24 protein-coding genes are annotated in these 20559 nt (G+C 44.3%); 17 read left to right on the top strand and 7 right to left on the bottom strand.

Translation table 11 applies throughout. The annotated features are described in order from the left end of the window. Position 1: 1 nt before the first annotated feature. The 11 genes from F0265_RS06500 (at position 2) to F0265_RS06450 (ending at position 6402) form a co-directional block, all read left to right on the top strand. A complete protein-coding gene (locus F0265_RS06500; RefSeq protein WP_171748276.1) occupies positions 2-556 on the top strand; it encodes a GNAT family protein in 555 nt (184 codons plus the stop codon). Then, entirely contained in the window at positions 540-1319 is a 780-nt protein-coding gene (locus tag F0265_RS06495; protein ID WP_253809363.1) for a nucleotidyltransferase domain-containing protein, read from the top strand. Before F0265_RS06500 ends, F0265_RS06495 begins: the two co-directional genes overlap by 17 nt. A gap of 1 nt (position 1320) precedes the next feature. Next, the gene (locus tag F0265_RS06490) at positions 1321-1545 is read left to right on the top strand and encodes a hypothetical protein (RefSeq protein WP_171748275.1); all 225 of its coding nucleotides are present in this window, start codon (positions 1321-1323) and stop codon (positions 1543-1545) included. Between the two features lie 23 nt (positions 1546-1568). Further along, positions 1569-2078: a GNAT family N-acetyltransferase gene (locus F0265_RS06485; RefSeq protein WP_171748274.1), complete on the top strand. Its 510-nt coding sequence runs from the start codon at positions 1569-1571 to the stop codon at positions 2076-2078. 5 nt (positions 2079-2083) lie between these two features. After that, entirely contained in the window at positions 2084-2599 is a 516-nt protein-coding gene (locus tag F0265_RS06480) for a GNAT family N-acetyltransferase (RefSeq protein WP_171748273.1), read from the top strand. Positions 2600-2616: 17 nt separating this feature from the next. Then, entirely contained in the window at positions 2617-3066 is a 450-nt protein-coding gene (locus F0265_RS06475) for a GNAT family N-acetyltransferase (RefSeq protein ID WP_171748272.1), read from the top strand. 43 nt (positions 3067-3109) lie between these two features. Then, positions 3110-3484: a nuclear transport factor 2 family protein gene (locus F0265_RS06470; protein WP_171748271.1), complete on the top strand. Its 375-nt coding sequence runs from the start codon at positions 3110-3112 to the stop codon at positions 3482-3484. Positions 3485-3586: 102 nt separating this feature from the next. Continuing rightward, positions 3587-4051 (top strand): acyltransferase, encoded by a 465-nt coding sequence (locus tag F0265_RS06465; RefSeq protein ID WP_171748270.1) that lies wholly within the window; start codon positions 3587-3589, stop codon positions 4049-4051. Positions 4052-4071: 20 nt separating this feature from the next. Further along, positions 4072-4701 carry an HAD family phosphatase gene (locus tag F0265_RS06460; RefSeq protein WP_171748269.1) on the top strand — a complete coding sequence of 210 codons (630 nt, stop codon included), beginning with the start codon at positions 4072-4074 and terminating at the stop codon, positions 4699-4701. A gap of 127 nt (positions 4702-4828) precedes the next feature. After that, entirely contained in the window at positions 4829-5683 is an 855-nt protein-coding gene (locus F0265_RS06455; protein ID WP_171748268.1) for a DMT family transporter, read from the top strand. Positions 5684-5772: 89 nt separating this feature from the next. Beyond that, positions 5773-6402, top strand: coding sequence for a LysE family transporter (locus F0265_RS06450; protein WP_171748267.1), 630 nt, complete (start codon positions 5773-5775; stop codon positions 6400-6402). Between the two features lie 214 nt (positions 6403-6616). Here the strand turns inward: F0265_RS06450 and F0265_RS06445 are convergent, their stop codons facing one another. Together F0265_RS06445 and F0265_RS06440 are read right to left on the bottom strand one after the other, a co-directional pair. Further along, positions 6617-7138, bottom strand: a complete 522-nt coding sequence (locus F0265_RS06445) for a hypothetical protein (RefSeq protein ID WP_171340882.1) — start codon at positions 7136-7138, stop codon at positions 6617-6619. Positions 7139-7338: 200 nt separating this feature from the next. Further along, positions 7339-8445, bottom strand: coding sequence for a M20/M25/M40 family metallo-hydrolase (locus F0265_RS06440; protein WP_171340883.1), 1107 nt, complete (start codon positions 8443-8445; stop codon positions 7339-7341). A gap of 481 nt (positions 8446-8926) precedes the next feature. On the opposite strand from F0265_RS06440, the gene hppD reads away from it, so the two are divergent. The 4 genes from hppD to maiA are packed head-to-tail and all read left to right on the top strand — an operon-like array spanning position 8927 to position 12808. Continuing rightward, the gene (gene hppD, locus F0265_RS06435) at positions 8927-10000 is read left to right on the top strand and encodes a 4-hydroxyphenylpyruvate dioxygenase (RefSeq protein ID WP_019275649.1); all 1074 of its coding nucleotides are present in this window, start codon (positions 8927-8929) and stop codon (positions 9998-10000) included. Then, the gene (locus F0265_RS06430; RefSeq protein ID WP_171748266.1) at positions 9993-11132 is read left to right on the top strand and encodes a homogentisate 1,2-dioxygenase; all 1140 of its coding nucleotides are present in this window, start codon (positions 9993-9995) and stop codon (positions 11130-11132) included. The genes hppD and F0265_RS06430 overlap by 8 nt, the downstream gene beginning before the upstream one ends. A 12-nt stretch (positions 11133-11144) precedes the next feature. Further along, positions 11145-12155, top strand: coding sequence for a fumarylacetoacetate hydrolase family protein (locus tag F0265_RS06425; protein ID WP_171748745.1), 1011 nt, complete (start codon positions 11145-11147; stop codon positions 12153-12155). Beyond that, positions 12155-12808, top strand: coding sequence for a maleylacetoacetate isomerase (maiA, locus tag F0265_RS06420; RefSeq protein WP_171748265.1), 654 nt, complete (start codon positions 12155-12157; stop codon positions 12806-12808). The genes F0265_RS06425 and maiA overlap by 1 nt, the downstream gene beginning before the upstream one ends. Before the next feature lie 78 nt (positions 12809-12886). On the opposite strand, the gene F0265_RS06415 is transcribed toward maiA, so the two are convergent. The 5 genes from F0265_RS06415 to F0265_RS06395 all read right to left on the bottom strand — a co-directional run bounded on the left by F0265_RS06415 (position 12887) and on the right by F0265_RS06395 (position 16787). Beyond that, complete coding sequence (locus tag F0265_RS06415; protein WP_006962007.1) at positions 12887-13066, bottom strand: hypothetical protein; 180 nt, start codon at positions 13064-13066, stop codon at positions 12887-12889. A gap of 170 nt (positions 13067-13236) precedes the next feature. Continuing rightward, positions 13237-14271 carry an SEL1-like repeat protein gene (locus F0265_RS06410; RefSeq protein ID WP_171748264.1) on the bottom strand — a complete coding sequence of 345 codons (1035 nt, stop codon included), beginning with the start codon at positions 14269-14271 and terminating at the stop codon, positions 13237-13239. Positions 14272-14385: 114 nt separating this feature from the next. Beyond that, positions 14386-15054 (bottom strand): OmpA family protein, encoded by a 669-nt coding sequence (locus F0265_RS06405; RefSeq protein WP_171748263.1) that lies wholly within the window; start codon positions 15052-15054, stop codon positions 14386-14388. A gap of 194 nt (positions 15055-15248) precedes the next feature. After that, on the bottom strand, positions 15249-15932 hold the full coding sequence (locus F0265_RS06400) for a DUF2786 domain-containing protein (protein WP_171340885.1): 684 nt from the start codon (positions 15930-15932) through the stop codon (positions 15249-15251). 171 nt (positions 15933-16103) lie between these two features. Then, on the bottom strand, positions 16104-16787 hold the full coding sequence (locus F0265_RS06395; protein ID WP_171748262.1) for a DUF3334 family protein: 684 nt from the start codon (positions 16785-16787) through the stop codon (positions 16104-16106). A 204-nt stretch (positions 16788-16991) separates the two neighbouring features. On the opposite strand from F0265_RS06395, the gene F0265_RS06390 reads away from it, so the two are divergent. Both F0265_RS06390 and F0265_RS06385 read left to right on the top strand, forming a co-directional pair. After that, complete coding sequence (locus tag F0265_RS06390) at positions 16992-20024, top strand: FAD-binding and (Fe-S)-binding domain-containing protein (protein ID WP_171748261.1); 3033 nt, start codon at positions 16992-16994, stop codon at positions 20022-20024. 66 nt (positions 20025-20090) lie between these two features. Continuing rightward, complete coding sequence (locus F0265_RS06385) at positions 20091-20552, top strand: isoprenylcysteine carboxylmethyltransferase family protein (protein ID WP_171748260.1); 462 nt, start codon at positions 20091-20093, stop codon at positions 20550-20552. The last annotated feature ends 7 nt before the right edge of the window (positions 20553-20559 follow it).

Here is a 20559-nt window from a genome sequence, read left to right as displayed (position 1 = left end):
ATTGTTTAGGCTAGAAACAGCAAGACTTGTTGTCAGAGACATGTCGCTAGAAGATGAAGCCGCGTTTGTGGCGATATCTCAAGACGAAAAGTATCAACGTTTCTATGACGAAGCGGACAGCAAAGCAGAAAAATACCGTCAATTGACCAAATTGTTTATTAAACAGGCTGCTGAAATACCAAGAAGCAGTTACCAACTTGCAATAGAGCATAAACAGCAAGGTATCTTTATTGGTACGGTATGCTTGAGATTGGAAGATGAGCATAATGCATCAATGGGATGTGGAATAGCACGTTCATTTCAGGGAAGTGGTTTGATTTATGAAGCCGCGACGGCTTTGGCAAATTATGGGTTTAGTACGCTTAATGTGCATCGGATATACGCTGAAACGATTAAGGAAAACCGTGCTGCACTAAAGCTTTGCTCAGACTTGGGTATGCGCAGAGAAGCGGTATTCAAAGAGAGCAGGTATTTTAAAGGGCGCTGGTGGGACACGGTAGTTATGGCAATATTACAACAAGAATGGCGTGACAAACTTGATGAAACCAATGAATAACGGGTTGGACGAGCAAGGTTACATTCTTAATCATTGTTCAGTCGCCTATATTCAGCCCGCGTTTAGGCAGTCAGTTGACCATGTAGTTAGCTGTTTACGTGACACTTTTTCAGACAAAATTCATAGCCTTTATCTATATGGGAGTGTAGCTAGGGGCACTGCGGTTGAGCTTGAGTCTGATTTAGACTTATCTATTGTTTTCAATAAGCCTTTGGACCAAGAAACCGAACGAAAACTTAAGGCCACCAAATCAAAATTAGAGCTAGAGTTAACTATTTTCAGCAAGATAGACTTCGATCCTGGCCATCTAGAAGCAATTCTTTCTCCAAATGAAATTTATCACTGGCAGTTTTGGTTAAAACACTGCTGTTGTTGTGTGTTAGGTGACGACTTGTCCCAGAAATTCAATCGGTTACAACCAGGCCGGAAAATCGGTTTTGCTCTCAACAGTGATCTCTCATCATTCATTAGCCAAGCATGTAATGAGCTCAATGAGTCAAACAAAAAGTATATCGGTAAAATGTTGGCTAAGAAGATTCTCCGTAGCGCTTACACCTTGATCGCAGAAAAGGATAACAGTTGGCACGTGGAGATAACGTCGTGTGCAAAAGCCGTATTACGCCATTATCCAAAAGAATCACAGAGTTTAGAACTTGCACTACGCATGATTGAAGGTCAACCCTATGGTATTGAGGATATTCAGCAATTAGCAAACGGGTGGGGTAGACGAGTCGCTTCCCAGTTTGAAGTTGAGGAGCACTAATATGGAATCTGACCTAGGCTTTTCCTTTGAGAAAACTCGGACTGAACTGAGGATTTTGCGTAACGGAAAGATTGTTACCATATTGCGTGGAAAACAGGCATCTGAATTCGCTTCAAAGGTCAGCACGCTCTCAAATCATGACCAACAGCAACTGATGGCGAGAGTCACTGGCAATTACAAACGGGGCAACGAAAGGCTAGCTAAAAAGCACCGTAAACACAGATGAGCTTAAGAGTAAGGGAGGTTCCGGTGGAAGCATATCGTACAAACAGGTTAACCATAAAGCAGTTTAAAGATGGTGACCGCAATGCTCATTTTCTATCTGAAATTCAAGCAACCTTGACAGAAAAGGTCGTTGAGAATTTACCACCGTACTTTCACCAAGTCAGGTCTAATGAATCAGCAGAGAGCTGGTTAAGCAAAATGAATGATGAAAGCGTGCTTTATGTAGTGAGAGCTAACGATGGTGCGTTAGCAGGTTTCGTATTTGTCTATCAAGACAGCGGTAGTGCTCATATCGGCTATTTACTCGCAGAAGAGTACTGGGGGCAAGGGTTGGCTAGTGAGCTGCTTGCTGGGTTTATTGACTCCATTGCGAACAAAAGTGGTTGGAGAGAGCTCGTCGCTGGTGTTGATGAGTCAAACATTGCGTCGTTGAAACTTTTAGAAAAGCTTGGCTTTGTAAAACAGTCCACGAATGAACATCGAGTGGTTTTCTATCAATATGATCTAAAAAATAATTCTGAGAGTGAGGAATAGAATTGATGAGATTAATCCCCCCTTCATCGCAGTTCAAAGAGGCATTTTCTCGATTCTACCAAGATTTCAAGCACAATGATCCTGAGAACGCAGATTACTATGCGGAAGGTGAGAGTGATATCGAGCGCTACGTATATAGACTTTCCAATGAATCCTTGGGCATTGATTTAAATCCGGGTTACGTCCCTTGTAGCCATTTCTGGTTGATTGATGAAAATCAGAGTATTCGTGGAGCCATTCGTATTCGTCATCATATTGAAAATGAATTTCTTTCTTCAGAAGCTGGCCATATCGGGTATGACATCGCCCCTAATTTCCGAGGCCAAGGTAACGGTAAAATGATGCTGAAGTTAGCTTTGGCGGAAGCTCGTAAACTGGGGATATCTAGCGCACTTGTGACTGCAGATGATGATAATTGGCCATCCCGAAAAGTGATTGAAGCGAATGGTGGTCAATTAGAAAACATTATTATGGGTAAAGTGTTTCCCAACCTTTTGGCAAGATATTGGATTCAGTTGTAGAGAGCGAGCAGTCGGTTATGAAATACATACAGATAGCGTCTGAACATGTACCAGTTCCACTATTATTTGAAGCGGACCCAAGCGAAGAAAACATTCAGTCGTATCTAAGCAAATCTCAATGTTTTGTTGCCGAGGATGATGAGGGAAAGTTTATTGGTGTCATGGTTATGCTGCCACGCAGCCAATCGCTGGTGGAGTTAATGAATGCTTCTGTTTTGCCAACCTTCCATGGGAGAGGAATAGGCAGCCACTTGCTAGCGTTTGCTCTAAGAGAACTTAAGTCTTCAGGTGTAAAGCGTGTTGAGTTGGGAACAGGATGTTTTGGCTATCAACTCAAGTTTTATCAACGCCTCGGTTTCCGCGTGGATTCGGTATGGAAAGACCATTTTCTCAACCACTACCCAGAGCCGATTTTTGAAGATGGTATCCAACACAAGGATATGTTGAGACTCTACCTCGAACTCTAATCTCCTGATATCACGAGCACACTTTGTTTTAATGGAGTAAAAAATGAATGCAAAAGAAGTCGTGACCGCTTTTTGGCAAGCGATGCAAAGTAATGATTTTTACAAGGCCAGCGAATGGTTAAGCGAAGATTTTGAAGGCGTATGGCCGCAATCGTCAGAAAAGATTGTTGGACGAGATAACTTCGCCACGCTCAACACGAACTATCCAAGTCACGGTATCTGGACTTTTGAGATTCACTCGACAGTTTGCGAAGGTGAGACGGTCGTTACTGACGTGTCGATAACAGATGGTACTCAGAGCGCCAGAGCGATCACATTTCATACTGTGGTGAACGGGCTTATTGCAAAACAACTCGAGTTTTGGCCTGACAATTATCCAGCACCAGAGTGGCGCTCTCAGTGGGTGGAGGCTTTGTAGATCTTATTCCCGGCCAATTAAAAAAATTATTCCTTTCAAACAGTTCGAACCTTTTCTATCACTTTGGTGTCCTATTGAAGATGCGATATTTCAGTAAGGAACTTGAGCGTGCCGAGAATATTACAAGCCAAGGTTGTGGATGTGACGTTTGGGGACGATGTCACCATTGTTGAATCCTCCAATTTATATGGATGCACATTGAAAAACGGTGTGTTTGTCGGGCCATTTGTTGAAATACAGAAGAATACTGTTATTGGGGCACGCACTAAGATTCAATCTCACAGTTTTATTTGCGAGTACGTGAAGATTGGTGAGGATTGCTTCATTGGGCATGGTGTGATGTTCGCAAATGACTTGTTCAAAGAAGGTCAGCCTGACCCCGATCCTAATAGTTGGGGGCGAATAAACATCGGCAACCATGTGACAGTGGGGTCAAACGCGACCATTCTTGCTGTCAACATATGTGATGGAGCCGTGATCGGTGCGGGTAGTGTCGTGACTAAAGACATCACAGAAAAAGGGATTTATGCAGGAAACCCTGCGAGGAAATTACGAGATTTACCATAAAATCAAACATGGAGTAGCGTTTGAAAGATTACGATGTTTACCTGTTCGACATGGACGGTACCTTAGTCAACTCAGAACCACTTAAAGGCCAAGCTTTAGCTCTAGCGTGTAAGGATTACGGCGCCGAAGTCGATTTTAATATCTACAAAGATGTGATGGGAGAAAGTTGGCCAGTAGTAACCGGGCATTTTTTCTCACATGCGAACATTGCGCCGGAGTTGAAGGAGTTTAACCAGCACTTTAGAGCTCATTATGAGAGATTGCTGGATGAGAATCTGACCCTTAACCCGGGAGCAAAAGCGTATTTGGAAAATCTAAAATCAGCTGGTAAGCAGTGTGCGGTAGTCAGTTCTGCGGCCACTTGGATGGTGGATAATGTTTTACTGTCCCTACAGCTAGGTGGGATGTTTGATGTGGTGATAACACAAGAACACGTAACAAAGCACAAGCCGGACCCTGAAGCCTATCAACTTGCCTTGAACAAGCTCAATGCTTCTCCAGAGCGAACGTTAGTGTTTGAAGATTCCTGTGCAGGCGTTGAGGCAGGAACCGCATCAGGCTGTGATGTTATCGCGGTTGTGCATGACTTCAATGGCAAAAACAACCTTTCAAAAGCGCTGAAAACTATTCAGTCTTATCAAGAAATGTAGGGCTTAGTCGACGATCCAAATGTCCTAGAGTGACTGATAAGGCCAGATTTTTCCTCCTGTTGAGCTTCCTGAAAGTATGATATAGCTGTCGTCGGGTAGTGTGCTCGAGTGATTAAGGAATCAACAAATGACGATGGCTGCAATTTGGATGACAGGTGCTCTGGTCTCTTTTAGCTTAATGGCAGTTGGAGCCAGAGAATTAAGTGGCCACGTTGACACTTTTCTAGTCCTGTTTTTTCGCAGCCTGATTGGTTTGATTATTGTCTCTTTATTAATTATTAAATCTGGGCAGTTTAGGTTGTTTCGAACTCAGCGTATGGGCCTACATATGCTGAGGAATATCTTCCATTTTGGCGGTCAGTATGGCTGGTTTTTTGGTATCGGCTTGCTACCTTTAGCCGAAGTATTTGCCATAGAATTTACCGTTCCTCTGTGGACCTTATTGATCGCTTGTTTATTTCTGGGTGAAAAGCTCAATGTCCGGAAAGTGAGTGCAATAACGTTCGGTTTCGCAGGCGTGTGGATGATTGTTCAGCCTGGATCCGATATCGTTAATCTCGCTGCCATTATTGTTTTAGGGGCGGCGATAGGTTACTCCGTTGCACATGCGACAACGAAGTCCTTATCATCAACTGAGCATCCGCTAACGATACTGTTTTTGATGTGTTTAATTCAGCTTCCTATTGGCCTAGGTATGTCTCTTTCGGAGTGGCAGCTTCCGTCAGGTTGGCAATGGGTATGGATTACTGTTGTAGGCATCACCGCGTTGACCGCCCATTTTTGTATTACGAAAGCGATGCAACATGCTGAGGCCAGCGTGGTCGTAACGATGGACTTCTTGAGGCTACCAGTCATCGCAGCAGTCGGTATTGTGCTTTACTCGGAATCGTTTGAAACTTCTCTGCTACTAGGTGCTCTATTGATGTTGAGCGGGAATTTACTAAACCTCTACTCTCCCAACAAATCCATGGTTAAAACCTAACATCGCATCGTTTGAACGCCTTGAGGCCTTGTTGTTAAGGGAGTAGGATAACGAGGCCATTCGGCGCATTGGACAGAAAGGAATAAACGATGGAATACATGCTAGTCATTGCTCATGTCGCAGTCATTTGGATGCTTGCAGTCATCACACCGGGCGCCAATGTTTTATTGACCATCAATACGTCTTTGCAATACGAGCGTAAGTTGGCAATGTTTTCTGCGTTAGGGGTCAGTGCTGCTGTAATGCTCTGGGGACTTATGGGTGGATCTGGGCTCGTACTGTTGCTTTCTCATTTCCCACAACTGTTTACAGTGCTAAAAGTCATCGGTGGGATGTATCTCCTATACCTTGGTTTTAGCCAGATATATAAGTCATTGCAACGTAAGCGCGGCGGCAAAGAACTGGATAGTGGTGTCACCATCCCGCCTTCCGAAAAAAAGGTGTTCTTTTCAGCTTTCTTAACCAGTATTTTGAACCCCAAAACAGGCTTTTTTGTCGTGAGTTTGTTTTCGGTATCCATGCCACAAGAATTAACACTTCTTATGATGGTCGTGATCATGATGACGATGTCGTTGATTACGTTAGTTTGGCACCTGTTTCTAGCCGTTGCTTTTTCTCATCGTTCTGCGAAATCCGTCTATCAGAAAATATCAGTGGTGATGGATTATGTGACCGGAGGGCTATTTACTTTCCTTGGTATCAAAATCATGGCCTCATAGCTTTAGCAGAGCGTGCAAGTATAGTGAGTTTTGTTTAGAGGCGCGTATTCGTTTAATTGTTTAATTTTATTTGGAGTTACATATAGTTTTATCAATTAATGCTCGAGGGCCTAAAATGTAAAACGATTGCGTTGTGGGGATCTATTCATATAAAGAGCTTATATTTGATAGGGTGTTTTATATAAGCTCACTGAGATGATGGAAATATAATCTTCTAAATAAAACTCCCCATGTTCAGTAATTCTTCTAAATCCTCGATATTTATTTTCAATACATGCTCTTTGCCTAATACATCGAGCTTTACAAACATGATCTCCTGTACGCTTAAACTTTTAAACAACTCAGCATCTCTTTCTTTACTCAACCGCGTAAGCGTTGGTCTGATGTAATGTCTGTTTGTTGTAAGGTCATAGAGGTTCGGGTCTTCGCTGAAGCGAATTTGAATCTTGCCTGATATAGGCCGCGTAACGTAGTGGCTCTTATTCAGGTTAGTGGCATAGACACGGACTAAATCTGACTTCTCACTTTTTTGGAACACCAAGCATTTGTCTGAATCGAGATCTTTCAAAACCAATTCAAATGTTTTGTTATCCGGTGAAAATACATCATAACTTTCCGCTAAGTAATTACTTCCAGAATGATAAATTTGTTCTGTGGTACCTTTCTCTGAAGCTTGGGCGAGTGACAACGATGAAAAAGCACAAGTGACGATGAGTAATGCAGTTCTTATAAACATTAATATGCAATGTATTGTTATTGAGACGGCGCAGTTTAACAATCTATATTTATGCTATCAATATTATTGACTATAAATCACTTACGAAATAATGAAGGAATAAGTAATCAGATATTAATCGATATTGAGTTGAACGTTATTTGAGCAAAATAGCTTGTTGTAGAGCCAGGAAATATAAGCTGGCTCTAATTTAGGTATTATTAATGAGTCAGGTAATGTTTCACAAACTGTGAAATTTTTACCATATCATCGATGGCGATAAATTCTTCAGTAGTATGAACTTTTGCCATACCAGTCGAGACGTTGACCGTTGTTAGCCCCTTCGCATTAAAGTTATTTGCATCGCTGCCACCACCTGTGCCTTTGGTGTAAGGTTTGGCGCCAATGGCTTCAAATGATGCTTTAACGGACTCAATGTGCGGGTGATCATCTGCGATAACAAATGCATTGTATGCACGGGAGGATTCAATCTCTACCTCAGCTCCGTGTTGCTGGCATGTGTGCTCAAAAGTCTCGATCATATGAGACACTTGTTGAACCAATTTGTCATTATTTAGAGAGCGGGCTTCTGCGACGACTTTAAGTTCCGGCATAACGATATTTGTTGCGTTTCCGCCTTCCACAATACCAATGTTCGCAGTGGTTTCGCTGTCGATACGAAGCAACTTCATTTTACTGATAGCATCCGCTGCGACCTGAATAGCACTAATCCCTTCTTCAGGTGCTAGACCTGCGTGGGCTGGTTTACCTTTAATTTTCGCAATTATCTTTTGTTGGCCTGGTGCTGCGTTGACGATAGTGCCGATTGGCCCACCTGTATCAAGAACAATCGCTTTGTCCGACGTGATGTATGACATGTCAAAGTGCTGAGAACCAAACAAACCACCTTCTTCATGAACCGTAAAGGCAAGTTCAATGGTTTTGTGCGGCAATCCGTCAGACTGAATACAGCGGATAGCTTCCATGATTGCAGCGATGCCTGACTTGTCGTCACCGCCAAGAATAGTATCGCCCTTGGAACGAATAATGCCGTCTTCAATGACAGGCTCAATGCCAATACCCGGTGTGACAGTGTCCATGTGACTACTTAGAACAATGCTGCCATCAAGGCTACCTTCGAGGCGCGCATATACGTTAAAGCCATTGGAAACTTGATGCGGTACGGGTAACTTGTGCACCGCGAGTCCCATTGCACCAAGCTGCTCTGCGAGTGTTTCAGCTATCTGCTTTTCATTACGTGATTCACTGTCGATCTTTATAAGCTGAAAGAAATGCTCTATCAGACGTTCACGGTTTATCTCACTCATTGTTATTTGACCTTTTTGGGAACAGAGGCCGTTACCATATCCTTGCCCGTAGATTCCGATCTCTGAGTTAAATCAATAAATGAGGGGTTATATGGCTTAAATCTCGGGAGCCTAAAAGTGAGATTTCTACTATTTATACGTGTTCGGTTTATCTATTCATTCTTCAGATAAATCTGATACTTATTGCTAGGCAATGTGTTTAATTTTATCTATCAAATCGGAGCAGTGCTGACCGAGTAAATGGTGCATATGGGCAACGAAGTTGCTAATTGATATGTTGAATGTAAAATAAATGTTACTAATTTTTGTGATAAATTTATATTATTCAGTCTCTTAACGATTTGGCCTGGCTCTGTTACGTTTTATTTACAAAATAACTTAAAAGTACATCCAGAGCGATTTAGAGCAGCTTTATTCCCTTAGTCATCAAGTTGGTTCAAGTTAATAAGAAAGGACGTAACCAATCACTGAGGGAAGAACAATGACTCAAGCATATAACCCACTTGGAACTGATGGATTTGAATTTGTCGAGTACACCGCTGCGACAGATGAAGGGATCGGGCAATTGAAGGCGTTGTTTGTTTCTCTAGGGTTCGCGGAGATAGCCAAGCACCGTTCGAAAGAAGCGTGGCTATACCGCCAGGGAGATATCAGTTTCATCGTCAATGCTCAGCCCCATAGCCAGGCTGAAGAGTTTGCCAAAATTCATGGACCATCGGTTTGTGGCATGGCATTTCGTGTTAAAGATGCCGGTGTTGCAATGGCACATGCGATAGAAAATGGGGCAGAAGAGTATAAAACTGAAGTCGGCCCAATGGAATTGAGTATTCCAGGGGTATACGGAATCGGTGAAAGCTTACTGTATTTCGTGGATCGTTACGGAAAACAGAGCATTTATGATGTTGATTTCAATTTTTATGAAGATGCTGAAGCTCGCTTGAAGGAAGCGGATGTAGGCATGTATGAAATTGACCACCTAACTCATAACGTTAAACAGGGCAACATGGATACATGGGCTGGTTTCTATGAGCGTATCGGTAATTTCCGTGAAATCCGTTATTTCGACATCGAAGGTAAGCTGACTGGTCTAGTCAGCCGCGCGATGACGGCACCATGTGGCAAAATCCGCATCCCAATCAATGAGTCTTCAGACGACAAATCACAAATTGAAGAGTTTATTCGTGAATACAATGGCGAAGGCATCCAGCACATCGCAATGACAACGGATGATATCTATCAAACCGTACAAACATTGCGCGACCGTGGTATGGACTTTATGCCAACGCCGGACACTTACTACGAAAAAATCGATTCGAGAGTAGAAGGCCACACGGAAGATGTTGAGAAACTAAAAGATCTGCAGATCTTGATCGATGGTGCGCCGATGAAAGATGGCATCTTGTTGCAAATCTTTACCCAAACGGTAATTGGTCCGGTTTTCTTTGAGATTATTCAGCGTAAAGGAAACGAAGGTTTTGGTGAAGGTAACTTCAAAGCCCTGTTTGAATCGATTGAAGAAGATCAGATTCGTCGAGGAGTATTGAGCGATGCATAAATGGATTACATTCCCTCACCGGGAGGGAGTGTGCTCCAAGCAGGCACACGCCGACTTCCCGAAAGACGCAATTTATGAGCGCGAAGCAGGCCGAAGCGGATTCTTCGGCCCAGCGGCTCACTTTCACCACCAACATGCACCAACAGGTTGGACGGAATGGGAAGGGGAGTTAAGACCTCGCGCGTTCAATTTTAATCTGGTTGAGAAAGCGGCACAGGTTTCACCATGGGTCGTGCCGAATCTTTTGCATAACAATGACTGTAAAATTCGCATCTGGCGTATGGAAGACAAGATGGATTTTCTTGTACGAAACGCCGATGGGGATGAACTGCTGTTTATCCATCAGGGTAAAGCGGATCTGTATTGTGACTATGGTCATCTAGAGGTCGGCGAAGGGGATTATGTGATGATTCCTCGCTCGACCAACTGGCGCCTAGAGCCTTCTGAGCCAATGTTCATTCTAATGGTCGAGAATACCGATGCCGCTTATTCATTGCCTGAAAAAGGTATGGTTGGTAATCATGCGGTGTTTGATCCTGCCGTGTTGGAAATTCCTTCAATTGATGATCATTTCAAAGCGCAGTATTCGGAGAATCAAACTCAAGTTCAGGTAAAAAGACACGAGCAAGTGAGCGTGATTACTTATCCGTTTAACCCGCTTGATGCGATTGGCTGGCACGGTGATCTCTCTGTTGTGAAACTTAACTGGCGTGATATCCGCCCGTTAATGTCGCATCGTTATCACTTGCCGCCTTCAGCGCATACGACGTTTGTAGGAGCAGGTTTTGTCGTTTGTACCTTCGTACCAAGACCGATTGAAAGTGATCCTGGTGCGCTTAAGGTGCCGTTCTATCACAACAACGATGACTACGATGAAGTGCTTTTCTATCATGCAGGTGACTTTTTCAGCAGAGACAATATTGAAGCCGGCATGGTGACTTTCCACCCGGCAGGTTTTACTCATGGCCCACACCCGAAAGCATTTAAAGCGGGTCAGCAATACAAGAAGAAATTTACTGATGAAGTTGCTGTGATGATCGATTCCCGACACGCTTTAAACTTTAGCGATGAAGCTCATGCAGTAGAAAACCCAGAATACGTTTACAGTTGGAAATCACATCCAGAAGAATAAAAGGGAACAATGATGAAGTTAGCGACCCTGAAAAATGACACTCGAGACGGACAATTGGTCGTCGTCAGTAAAGATCTGACTAAATGTACGGCTGTGCCAGATATTGCCACCACTTTGCAGTCGGCGCTCGACCAATGGTCGAAAGTAGAGCCTCAACTTGCTGAGGTCTATAAAGCATTGAATGAAGGTAAACTGGTTGCCGAGATACCGTTTGAACAAAATCAGTGTGAATCCCCATTACCGCGCGCTTATCAGTGGGCCGATGGCAGTGCTTACGTTAATCACGTTGAGCTGGTGCGTAAGGCTCGTGGTGCGGAAATGCCACCAAGTTTCTGGACCGACCCACTCATGTATCAAGGGGGTTCCGATGCGTTTATCGGGCCTAGAGATGATATTCCTGTAGGCAGTGAGGAGTGGGGCATCGATTTTGAAGGTGAAGTGGCTGTGATCACCGACGATGTACCTATGGGTGCGACTTCGGAAGAAGCGGCGAGCTCGATTCGTCTATTGATGTTGGTGAATGATGTTTCACTACGTGGTTTGATTCCGAATGAGTTGGCAAAAGGCTTCGGTTTCTTCCAATCTAAACCTTCTTCTGTATTCTCTCCGGTCGCCGTAACGCCAGACGAATTAGGTGACGCATGGGATGGTGGTAAAGTCACTCTACCTCTGTTGTCTTTCTATAACGGTGAAGCATTTGGCTGCCCCAATGCCGGTGTGGACATGACGTTCGAGTTTCCTGAGCTGGTTGCGCATGCTGCGAAAACCCGTCCATTATCAGCTGGTGCTATCGTGGGATCGGGTACGGTCTCAAATAAGCAAGGCACGGAATACGGCACATCTATTGCTGAAGGTGGCGTGGGTTACTCGTGTATTGCAGAAGTGCGCATGATTGAAACGATTCGAGATGGCAAGCCTTCAACCAGTTTTATGAAGTTTGGTGACCGAATCAAGATGGAAATGAAAGACGCATTTGGTGATTCTATTTTTGGTTCTATTGACCAGAAAGTGGTGAAATACTGATGTCTGAAATGACGTTGTATGGATACTGGCGTTCTTCTGCGGCTTATAGAGTGAGAATTGCACTCAACTTGAAACAGCTGTCTTATGCGCAGAAGTCTATCCATTTGGTCAAAAATGGCGGAGAGCAACACTCCGCCCAATTCCAGTCTCTTAACGCTAGCGAACTGGTTCCCGTTCTTGTCGATGGTAACGTATGCCTTAATCAGTCACTTGCCATTATTGATTATCTTGATGAGCAATATCCTAGTCTTTTGCTCACGCCTTTGGATAAACAAAAGCGGTATGTGGTTAAAGCTTTGGCGCAGGATATCGCGGTTGATATCCATCCCATCAACAATTTGCGTGTACTGCAATATCTAACCAACGAGTTATCGGTGGAAGAGGCAGAAAAATCGCAATGGTATCGCCATTGGATTGAAGTCGGATTTCATAGCTTAGAGAAGAAGCTAGCTGAGACTCATGGTGCCTATTGTGTGGGGGATGACATTAGTTTGGTTGACGTATGTTTGGTTCCGCAAGTGTACAACGCAGAGCGATTCAAGGTAGATCTGAGCCGTTATCCAATTATTCATAAAGTGACAATGTCACTAAGACAACACCCTGCTTTTCAGGCCGCTTCCCCTGAAAATCAACCCGACGCTGTGATCAACTAATAACAGCGCCTCTTAAAACAACAAAGCCACCGTCAAACGGTGGCTGTTTCTTCTCATCGAGAAAGCAAATTGCGGCTGCTATGACTGAGAGCGGCGCTCACGTTGCTGGCTCTCTGCAATATTGAACTGGCGAACGTCCAGTTTTGCTAGGTCGTTACACTCTTTGCAAGAGTGGTGGCAGAGGCCATCAATATACTCATGTTTGGTAACCAGGCTAGGTTTTTTGCACCAGTCGCAAATACCTTCGATAGTAAACATAGATTTCTCCTCACCTTGTTTTACCAGGTGTTATTTTCGGCGCAGATTATGACATACATGCGGAATGTAAGTTAACTATTTGTTACGTGAACTGGGAGAGAGATCGATTGCGCAAGTGAGTAAAAATAAGACCTTTGAGCGTTTTAAACTCAATGTATTTTAATTTGTAACTATCTATTAACACTGGTGAGAATGATTTTTAACGCACTATTAAGGCGTTTCATTTCTTCATCACTGCCTTTTAAATCTGGATGGTAAATCTTACACAACTGCTTATATCTGACTTTGATATCTTTTTCGGCAGGAATTGCGCCGACTTTAAATCCAAATAGAGCGCAGGCCAGAGAAAGCTTTTGTTCTGGTGCGGAAGGTTCAGCGCGACGTTTGGGTGCACTAGGACTTTGAGCAGACTGAATTTTCTTAAACTGTTTGTACAGTGTTTCCAGTTGCTTTTTCTGTTGTTTCAATAAGTTATTTTTGTCTTTTAGCTGAGATTCCAATTGACGTTTTTCGGAGGATAAATCTTTATGTGACAGTGTTGATTGTGCTTTCAGCTTGCGTACTTTTCGGCCTAGCCAGATCGCCAATATAAAAAGTATTGTCGAAAGCCCAATCAAAGAATAGATGATGTCGTTACTGCGCTTGCTAGAGCTGGATTTGCTCTTAGCGATTGGGCTTAGTTGAATGCTGGAATCATCGAAAGCGACTTCCAACTGACCAATTGAGGAAACTTGTTTCGCTCTCTGAGCGTTGAACTTCTTCTCCAACACTCTCCCGTAGGCTTGCTCTGCTTCTTCACTTTGTGGCGAAGCTGTTCGATACCAGACTTCTGCCAAATCCAGTGTTTCTGGTGAGTGAGGCATGCTTTCATACACTTTGCCAAGATTTAATTGAGCCTGTACGTTACCTGCTACCGCGAGTTGGGTCAGCCAGTAAATCGCTTCTTTGGTGTTCTTATTGTCACCCTGAAGGTGAAGAGAGGCTAATTGGGCGATGGCTTCAGCACTGCCATTGTTAGCGGCTTGCTCAAACCAGTAAATGGCATCACCTCGTGAAGGTGGTGTTTCTTCACCATTGAGGTATTGGTTGGCCAGCTGGACCTGTGCTTCTATGTCGTCATTCTGAGCTTTAGCGGTTAAAGCTTCAATCGACTCTGCCAAACTGAGAGGGGACAATAACAACAATAAAAGGCTGATAAATTTCAAGATATTCCTTAGTCCATTAAAACTGGCTTACCTGCACTATAGTGTAATGTATTTATCTGATAAATAAAAAAATGGCTTCCTGAGAAGCCATTTTCATCGAGAAAATCACGGGTATTATTTGAGAGGTAGTATCTTGATCTCGACTCTTCGGTTGCAAGCACGGCCTTCTGAGGTGCTGTTCGTGCACAGTGGGAAACGTTCGCCATTACCACGTGCGATGGCTCGCCCGGAAGCAACCCCCTGAGAGATAAGATAGGAGCGCACCGATTCGGCTCTTCGTTCAGATAATATCTGATTGGTGGTGTCACTGCCCGTGCTGTCGGTATGCCCCTCGATCACCAAGCTGGTATCAGGGTACTCAACCAGAATCTTAGCCACGCCACGCAAGGTGTTATGAATACTTGGGTCTAAGTTGTATGAGCTGGTTTGGAAACCAATGCCATTTTCCATACGTAGCAGTAGCTGATTTTCACCAACACGCTCGACTTGAACGCCCGAATCTAACAACTCTTTTCTTAATGCAGCTTCTTGTTGATCGAAGTAGTAACCCACGCCGCCTCCAACAGCGGCACCGCCAGCTGCGCCTATTAAGGCGTGTTGACGACGTTCAGTCGCGTCGTCGCCAGTTGCTAATCCAACAGCCGCACCTGCCAGAGCACCTAATAAGGCACCTCTGGTCGCTGAGTTGGTTTCTGATTCACCAGTCGTTGCATTTTGGCGTTGAGTTGCCTGACAGCCGGACAGGGCAATAGCGACGGCTAGCGCTAAAGTCATTTTTTTCACGAAAACATCTCCATGTGTTCTTAGTATTCGTTTGTTCGCGAGGGATGAAACAAAGAAGCGAACTTTTGCGAGGAACAGAATTAACTATTTGCTGTTATATATGTCAATTGAGGAGATATTAATTGACTGAATGTTAACGCTGGCTGAACGTAAGTGGTGGAAATTCAGCCAGATCATGGGAATAGGATAGGAAATTAGCGAAGCATTTTAGGGGCTTGTGCGCCATCAATAGGTCGGCTTACTGAGACTGAGCGGCCTTTTTTAAGACCGACTTCGTAATCTTCGGTCAGGTTTTTCATCGCTTCTCTGAGTTGTTTCTTGAACGTTTCACGGTCGATGTTCTTAAACTCTTTATCGATATAGTCGTCGATTTTCTTGTTTGAATCGTCATCTGGGCTGATGATCGGCAGCTTTTCTAATGCGCCTTCGACCCAGCCAGACACAAACGAATTGACCCGTCGAGAAACTTCACCCGTCGAAGTACCTGTACCCGCAAAACTGTTACGGAACTTGCCCGTTTGCTCATTCATTTCACGATAAATGATGTCGAATGCGAATGCCGCGAAAATCGCACGATCTGCTTCACCAATGAACTCGGCGCGTTTTAGGCCTTTGTGATTGGTCAGCACAGCCTCAACACCAAACTTAGTGTTGATACCCCGAATGATGCGAAGCAGGGTCGAGCTGACATTAGATGGCAGTAAGTGTGTCGATTTGGTTTTGCCCATTTTGATGAATTCAATATCATCTTTGTCTAAGCCGTATTTAAGCATAAGGCGATGCGCCATTTTGATCGCATTCGCTGCTTCATTAACGTTGGCTGAGTTACCAAGTTCTAGACACTTAGCAATTTTTTTGAGGGCTTTTTGTTTATCCATCGACAACAGAAAATCTCACTGATTTTTACGAAGTCGACCATTTTAACGCTTCTGACATTAAAACGAAACTCTTGAATGGTCCGCTTGGAAGATTTGTTTCGAAACAAAGCATTAACAAATACAAAAAAGCCGCTGTTGTTCAGCGGCTTATTGAAAGAAGAGGGAGTTGGTTTAGATACCTAGTTCATCGAGTAGATCGCTGCCATTTGGATCGGCTTCTTCTTGTGGCGTTTCTTTCTTAGATGTTAGCTTTTTCTGAGCTTGCTCAAGAATCGAATCTGGGCTCTCATCTTCGTGTGATTCGAATTCCTCTAGTTGAATAAACTCAGTTTTGTCCATCGCTAGCTCAAGGTAGAAAATGTTGCCGCTCTCTGTGGAGAAGGTAACTCGACGCGCTTGTGGACGATCTAAGTTGGTGTCTACCGACAAGATCACCTGTTTGTTCAGCGTTAACATTTTCGGCTGGTTCTGAGTGATATGCGTTTGCAGATCTTTTCTCACCTGGTTAGTAAAATCACCCACCAGTTGGTTCATAAGTTCACCGAGAACATCGCCTACTTCATCAGAGGTGTGCAGTACGGCTAATTCTTCTTCTGGCATGCCCATGTTGCGCATGTAATTTGTGTAAATCTCTAAAGCGGCTTTCGAAGTAAAGTTGATAACAACCAGTCCTGAAAAACCGCCGTCAAACAATACAAAACACCCGAAGTCAGGTTTCAGGCTGGTTTTTGTGATTTTCTGCACCATTGCTGAATAGCTAATATCGGAGCTTGTTGCTGAAGTCAGCACGCCAGACACAGATTGGCAAAGCTTTAATAGAATATCTTCTGTGGTGATAATTTTATTTTTTTTCATTGATGATTCGCTCATAAAAGACACTTACTAATCTAGGTATAATTACTAAGTGTGGGTAAGAATTGCGATTAGTGCCATTCTGACATTGCAATTCTGTTTTATTCACCCTTTCAAATGTTGTAAAGTGACGAAAATCAAAAAAATATTACTTATTGTATTGAACCCAATGCTGAATAGGATCAGCGTAGTAGGGGCAGGAAGCAAATGTTACCAAGATTACACTCTCAATCTGATGTGGATCCCGTCGTACTCAGTTTTCTAGAAGAACTCCGACAATCGGGTTTTTCCGGAGACATCGAAAGCCAATACTCAAGCCGCCTGGCTGTTGCCACTGACAACAGTGTTTATCAGCAATTACCCCAGTCGGTTGTTCACCCGAAATCGACTCAAGACGTTGCTTTAATCGGCAAGCTCAGTAGCCAATCGCAATATGAACGTATTACTTTTTCCCCGCGCGGCGGCGGTACAGGAACTAATGGTCAGTCGCTGACTAAAGGTATCGTGGTTGATTTGTCACGCCATATGAACAAGGTGCTGGAGATCAACGAAAAGGAAGGCTGGGTTCGTGTTCAGACCGGTGTGGTTAAGGATCAGTTAAACGATGCTATCAGGCCTTATGGCTATTTTTTCTCGCCTGATCTTTCGACCAGTAACCGTGCCACTTTGGGCGGCATGATCAATACCGATGCTTCCGGTCAAGGCTCACTGAAATACGGAAAAACGTCTGATCATGTATTGTCTTTGCAGGCTGTATTTGCCGATGGTTCTGTGCTTGAGTCGGATATGTCTCAAGGGGAGCCTGAGGATGGCGAATATGCATACCAAGCATTACAGGTGACCGAGCAAGTTTGTCGTAGCAAGCGCGAGCAAATCAACGCGAAATTTCCACCTCTCAATCGCTTTCTGACGGGTTATGACTTAAAGAATGCATTGGATGAAGAGACACAGAGCTTCGATTTAACCCGAGTGTTGTGTGGCGCAGAAGGCTCTTTGGCGTTTATCACTGAGGCTAAGCTTAACCTCACTCCAATCCCTAAAGCTCGCACGTTAGTGAACGTGAAATACAACAGCTTTGATTCCGCACTGCGTAATGCGCCATTTATGGTTGAAGCCAATGCGCTCTCAGTAGAAACCATCGACTCAAAAGTACTCAATCTGGCTAAGCAAGATATTGTCTGGCATACCGTCAGCGATTTGCTGACTGACGTTCCAGGCAAAGATATGCAAGGCATCAATATGGTGGAGTATGCTGGCCAAGATGTTGAGGAAGTCGAGCAGCAGGTCGAAGCTCTGACTAAACGCTTAGATGAAATGATGGAAGCCGAGCAAGCGGGTATTATCGGTTATCAGGTATGTAGCGATGTGGCTAGCATTGGCCGTATCTACAACATGCGCAAAAAAGCGGTGGGCTTGCTTGGCGCAGCGAAAGGAAGAGCGAAACCTGTCGCATTCGCAGAAGACACTTGTGTCCCTCCTGAAAACCTAGCCGACTTTATTGTTGAATTTCGAGAGCTACTGGATTCCAAATCTCTCAGTTACGGCATGTTTGGCCACGTTGATGCAGGTGTTCTTCATGTGCGACCAGCGTTAGATTTGTGCGATCCTAAGCAAGAAGCCTTGATGCATGAAGTGTCTGACGAAGTTGTTAAGCTCGTCGCTAAATACGGTGGTTTGATGTGGGGTGAACACGGTAAAGGTTACCGCTCAGAATATGGCCCAGAGTTCTTCGGTGAAGAGCTCTTTACTGAGTTGAGACGAGTAAAAGCGGCGTTTGACCCTTACAACAAGATGAACCCCGGCAAGATCTGTACACCACTAGAGAGCCAAGAAGAACTAGTCAAAGTCACAGATACAAAGCGCGGCTACTTTGATCGCCAGATCGACGTTGAAGTGCGAGACAGTTTTAAGCAGGCGATGGAATGTAACGGTAACGGCCTTTGCTTTAACTACGATACATCTTCGCCAATGTGTCCTTCAATGAAAGTGACGGCAGATCGTCGCCATTCTCCGAAAGGTCGTGCTGGCTTGGTTCGTGAGTGGCTGCGTCAGCTGACAGAGCAGGGTGTGGATATTCTTGATTTGGAGAAGCAGGCTTTAGAAGAAACGTCATCCATCAAGTCGATGCTGGACAGAGTGCGTAATTCTTTAAACAAGCGTCATGAGTATGACTTTTCTCATGAAGTCTACGAAGCGATGAATGGCTGTCTAGCCTGTAAAGCTTGTGCCAGCCAATGTCCGATTAAGGTAGATGTACCAAGCTTCCGCTCAAGATTCCTGAATATTTATTATTCGCGCTATCAGCGTCCTGCAAAGGATTATCTGGTCGCGAATATAGAATCAGTTTTACCTGTCATGGCGAAAGCGCCGAAGTTAGTGAATGGTGTTCTCAACCAGAAATGGGTCCAAAGTCTCACAGCTTCTGCGGTGGGTTATACTGATGCGCCATTCATGTCAGTGCCAACACTCAAGTCGAGATTGCAGCACTATCAACCTTTTGATCTGCAATACCTAGCGGCTTTGTCTAAAGAAGATAAAGCGAACCATGTGGTGATCGTACAAGACCCATTTACCAGCTACTACGATGCGGAAGTGGTGGAAGATTTTGCTAAGCTGCTGACTAAACTTGGTAAAACGCCGGTTTTGCTGCCTTTCAAACCTAATGGTAAAGCTCAACACGTGAAAGGTTTCTTACAGCGTTTTGCCAAAAGTGCTAAGAGCACAGCGATGTTCTTACAACAAGTCGCCGATCTGGAAGTGTCTATGGTTGGCGTGGACCCCGCATTGGTGCTCTGCTATCGCGATGAGTATAACGAAGTGCTTGGCGATAAGCGTGGTGATTTCGAAGTGCTGACGGTTCATGAATGGCTGCAACCTAGGTTAGGTGAGTTTGAGGCTTCTGGTACAAGTGCAGAAGAACCTTGGTATCTTCTAGCTCACTGTACAGAGAAAACCAAAATGCCAAACGCAGAGAAAGAGTGGGGAGCAATATTCTCGCACTTTGGTTCCCGCCTGAATACGGTTCCTGTGGGCTGTTGTGGTATGGCAGGAACGTTCGGCCACGAGGTCGATAAGTTGCAGATGTCGAGAGACATTTATGGGCTGAGCTGGAAGCCTCAACTAGAGCAGTTGCCGAAGGAACGTTGCTTGATTACCGGCTATTCCTGTCGAAGTCAGGTGAAGCGCTTTGAGGATGTCAAAGTGAAGCATCCTTTACAGGCACTACTACAAATTGTGTGATTAAACCTAGCCCAGCTTTCAAAGCTGGGCTATTTTTTAGTAACGTCAGCAAAACTATTGAACATTATGGAAAAATTAGAAAGAAAAATCCCTCCTGTTGCCCAGTTTATTGTTCTCGGTGTGGTGATGAACCATGTGGGGCACGAGTTCCACACTTTCTCGGTTGGTTTACCGATACCTTGGATAGTTTTATTGGCGTGCTTCGCGATTTCTGTTTTTGTTGGCTTAGCCGGGGTCTACGAGTTTCGCAAAGCGAACACAACCGTGAATCCAGTCAAGGTGAAGGATGCGTCTCAAGTGGTAGATAGTGGAGTGTTTGCCTACTCGCGAAACCCAATGTATCTGGGTATGTTTTTGTTGTTGCTTGGGTTTGCGTACTGGCAGCAGAACTTGTTGTGCATTGCGCTGGCTTTCGTGTTTGTACTGTACATGAATCGTTTTCAAATTAGCCCAGAAGAGCGTGCTCTGGAAGAACTTTTTGGGGCCGCTTATTTAGACTACAAGCAACGTGTCAGACGCTGGATATAAAAGAACC

Source organism: Vibrio sp. RE88, assembly GCF_013113835.1.
Classification (GTDB): Bacteria; Pseudomonadota; Gammaproteobacteria; order Enterobacterales; family Vibrionaceae; genus Vibrio.
This window is presented reverse-complemented; position numbering and strand designations above follow the sequence as displayed.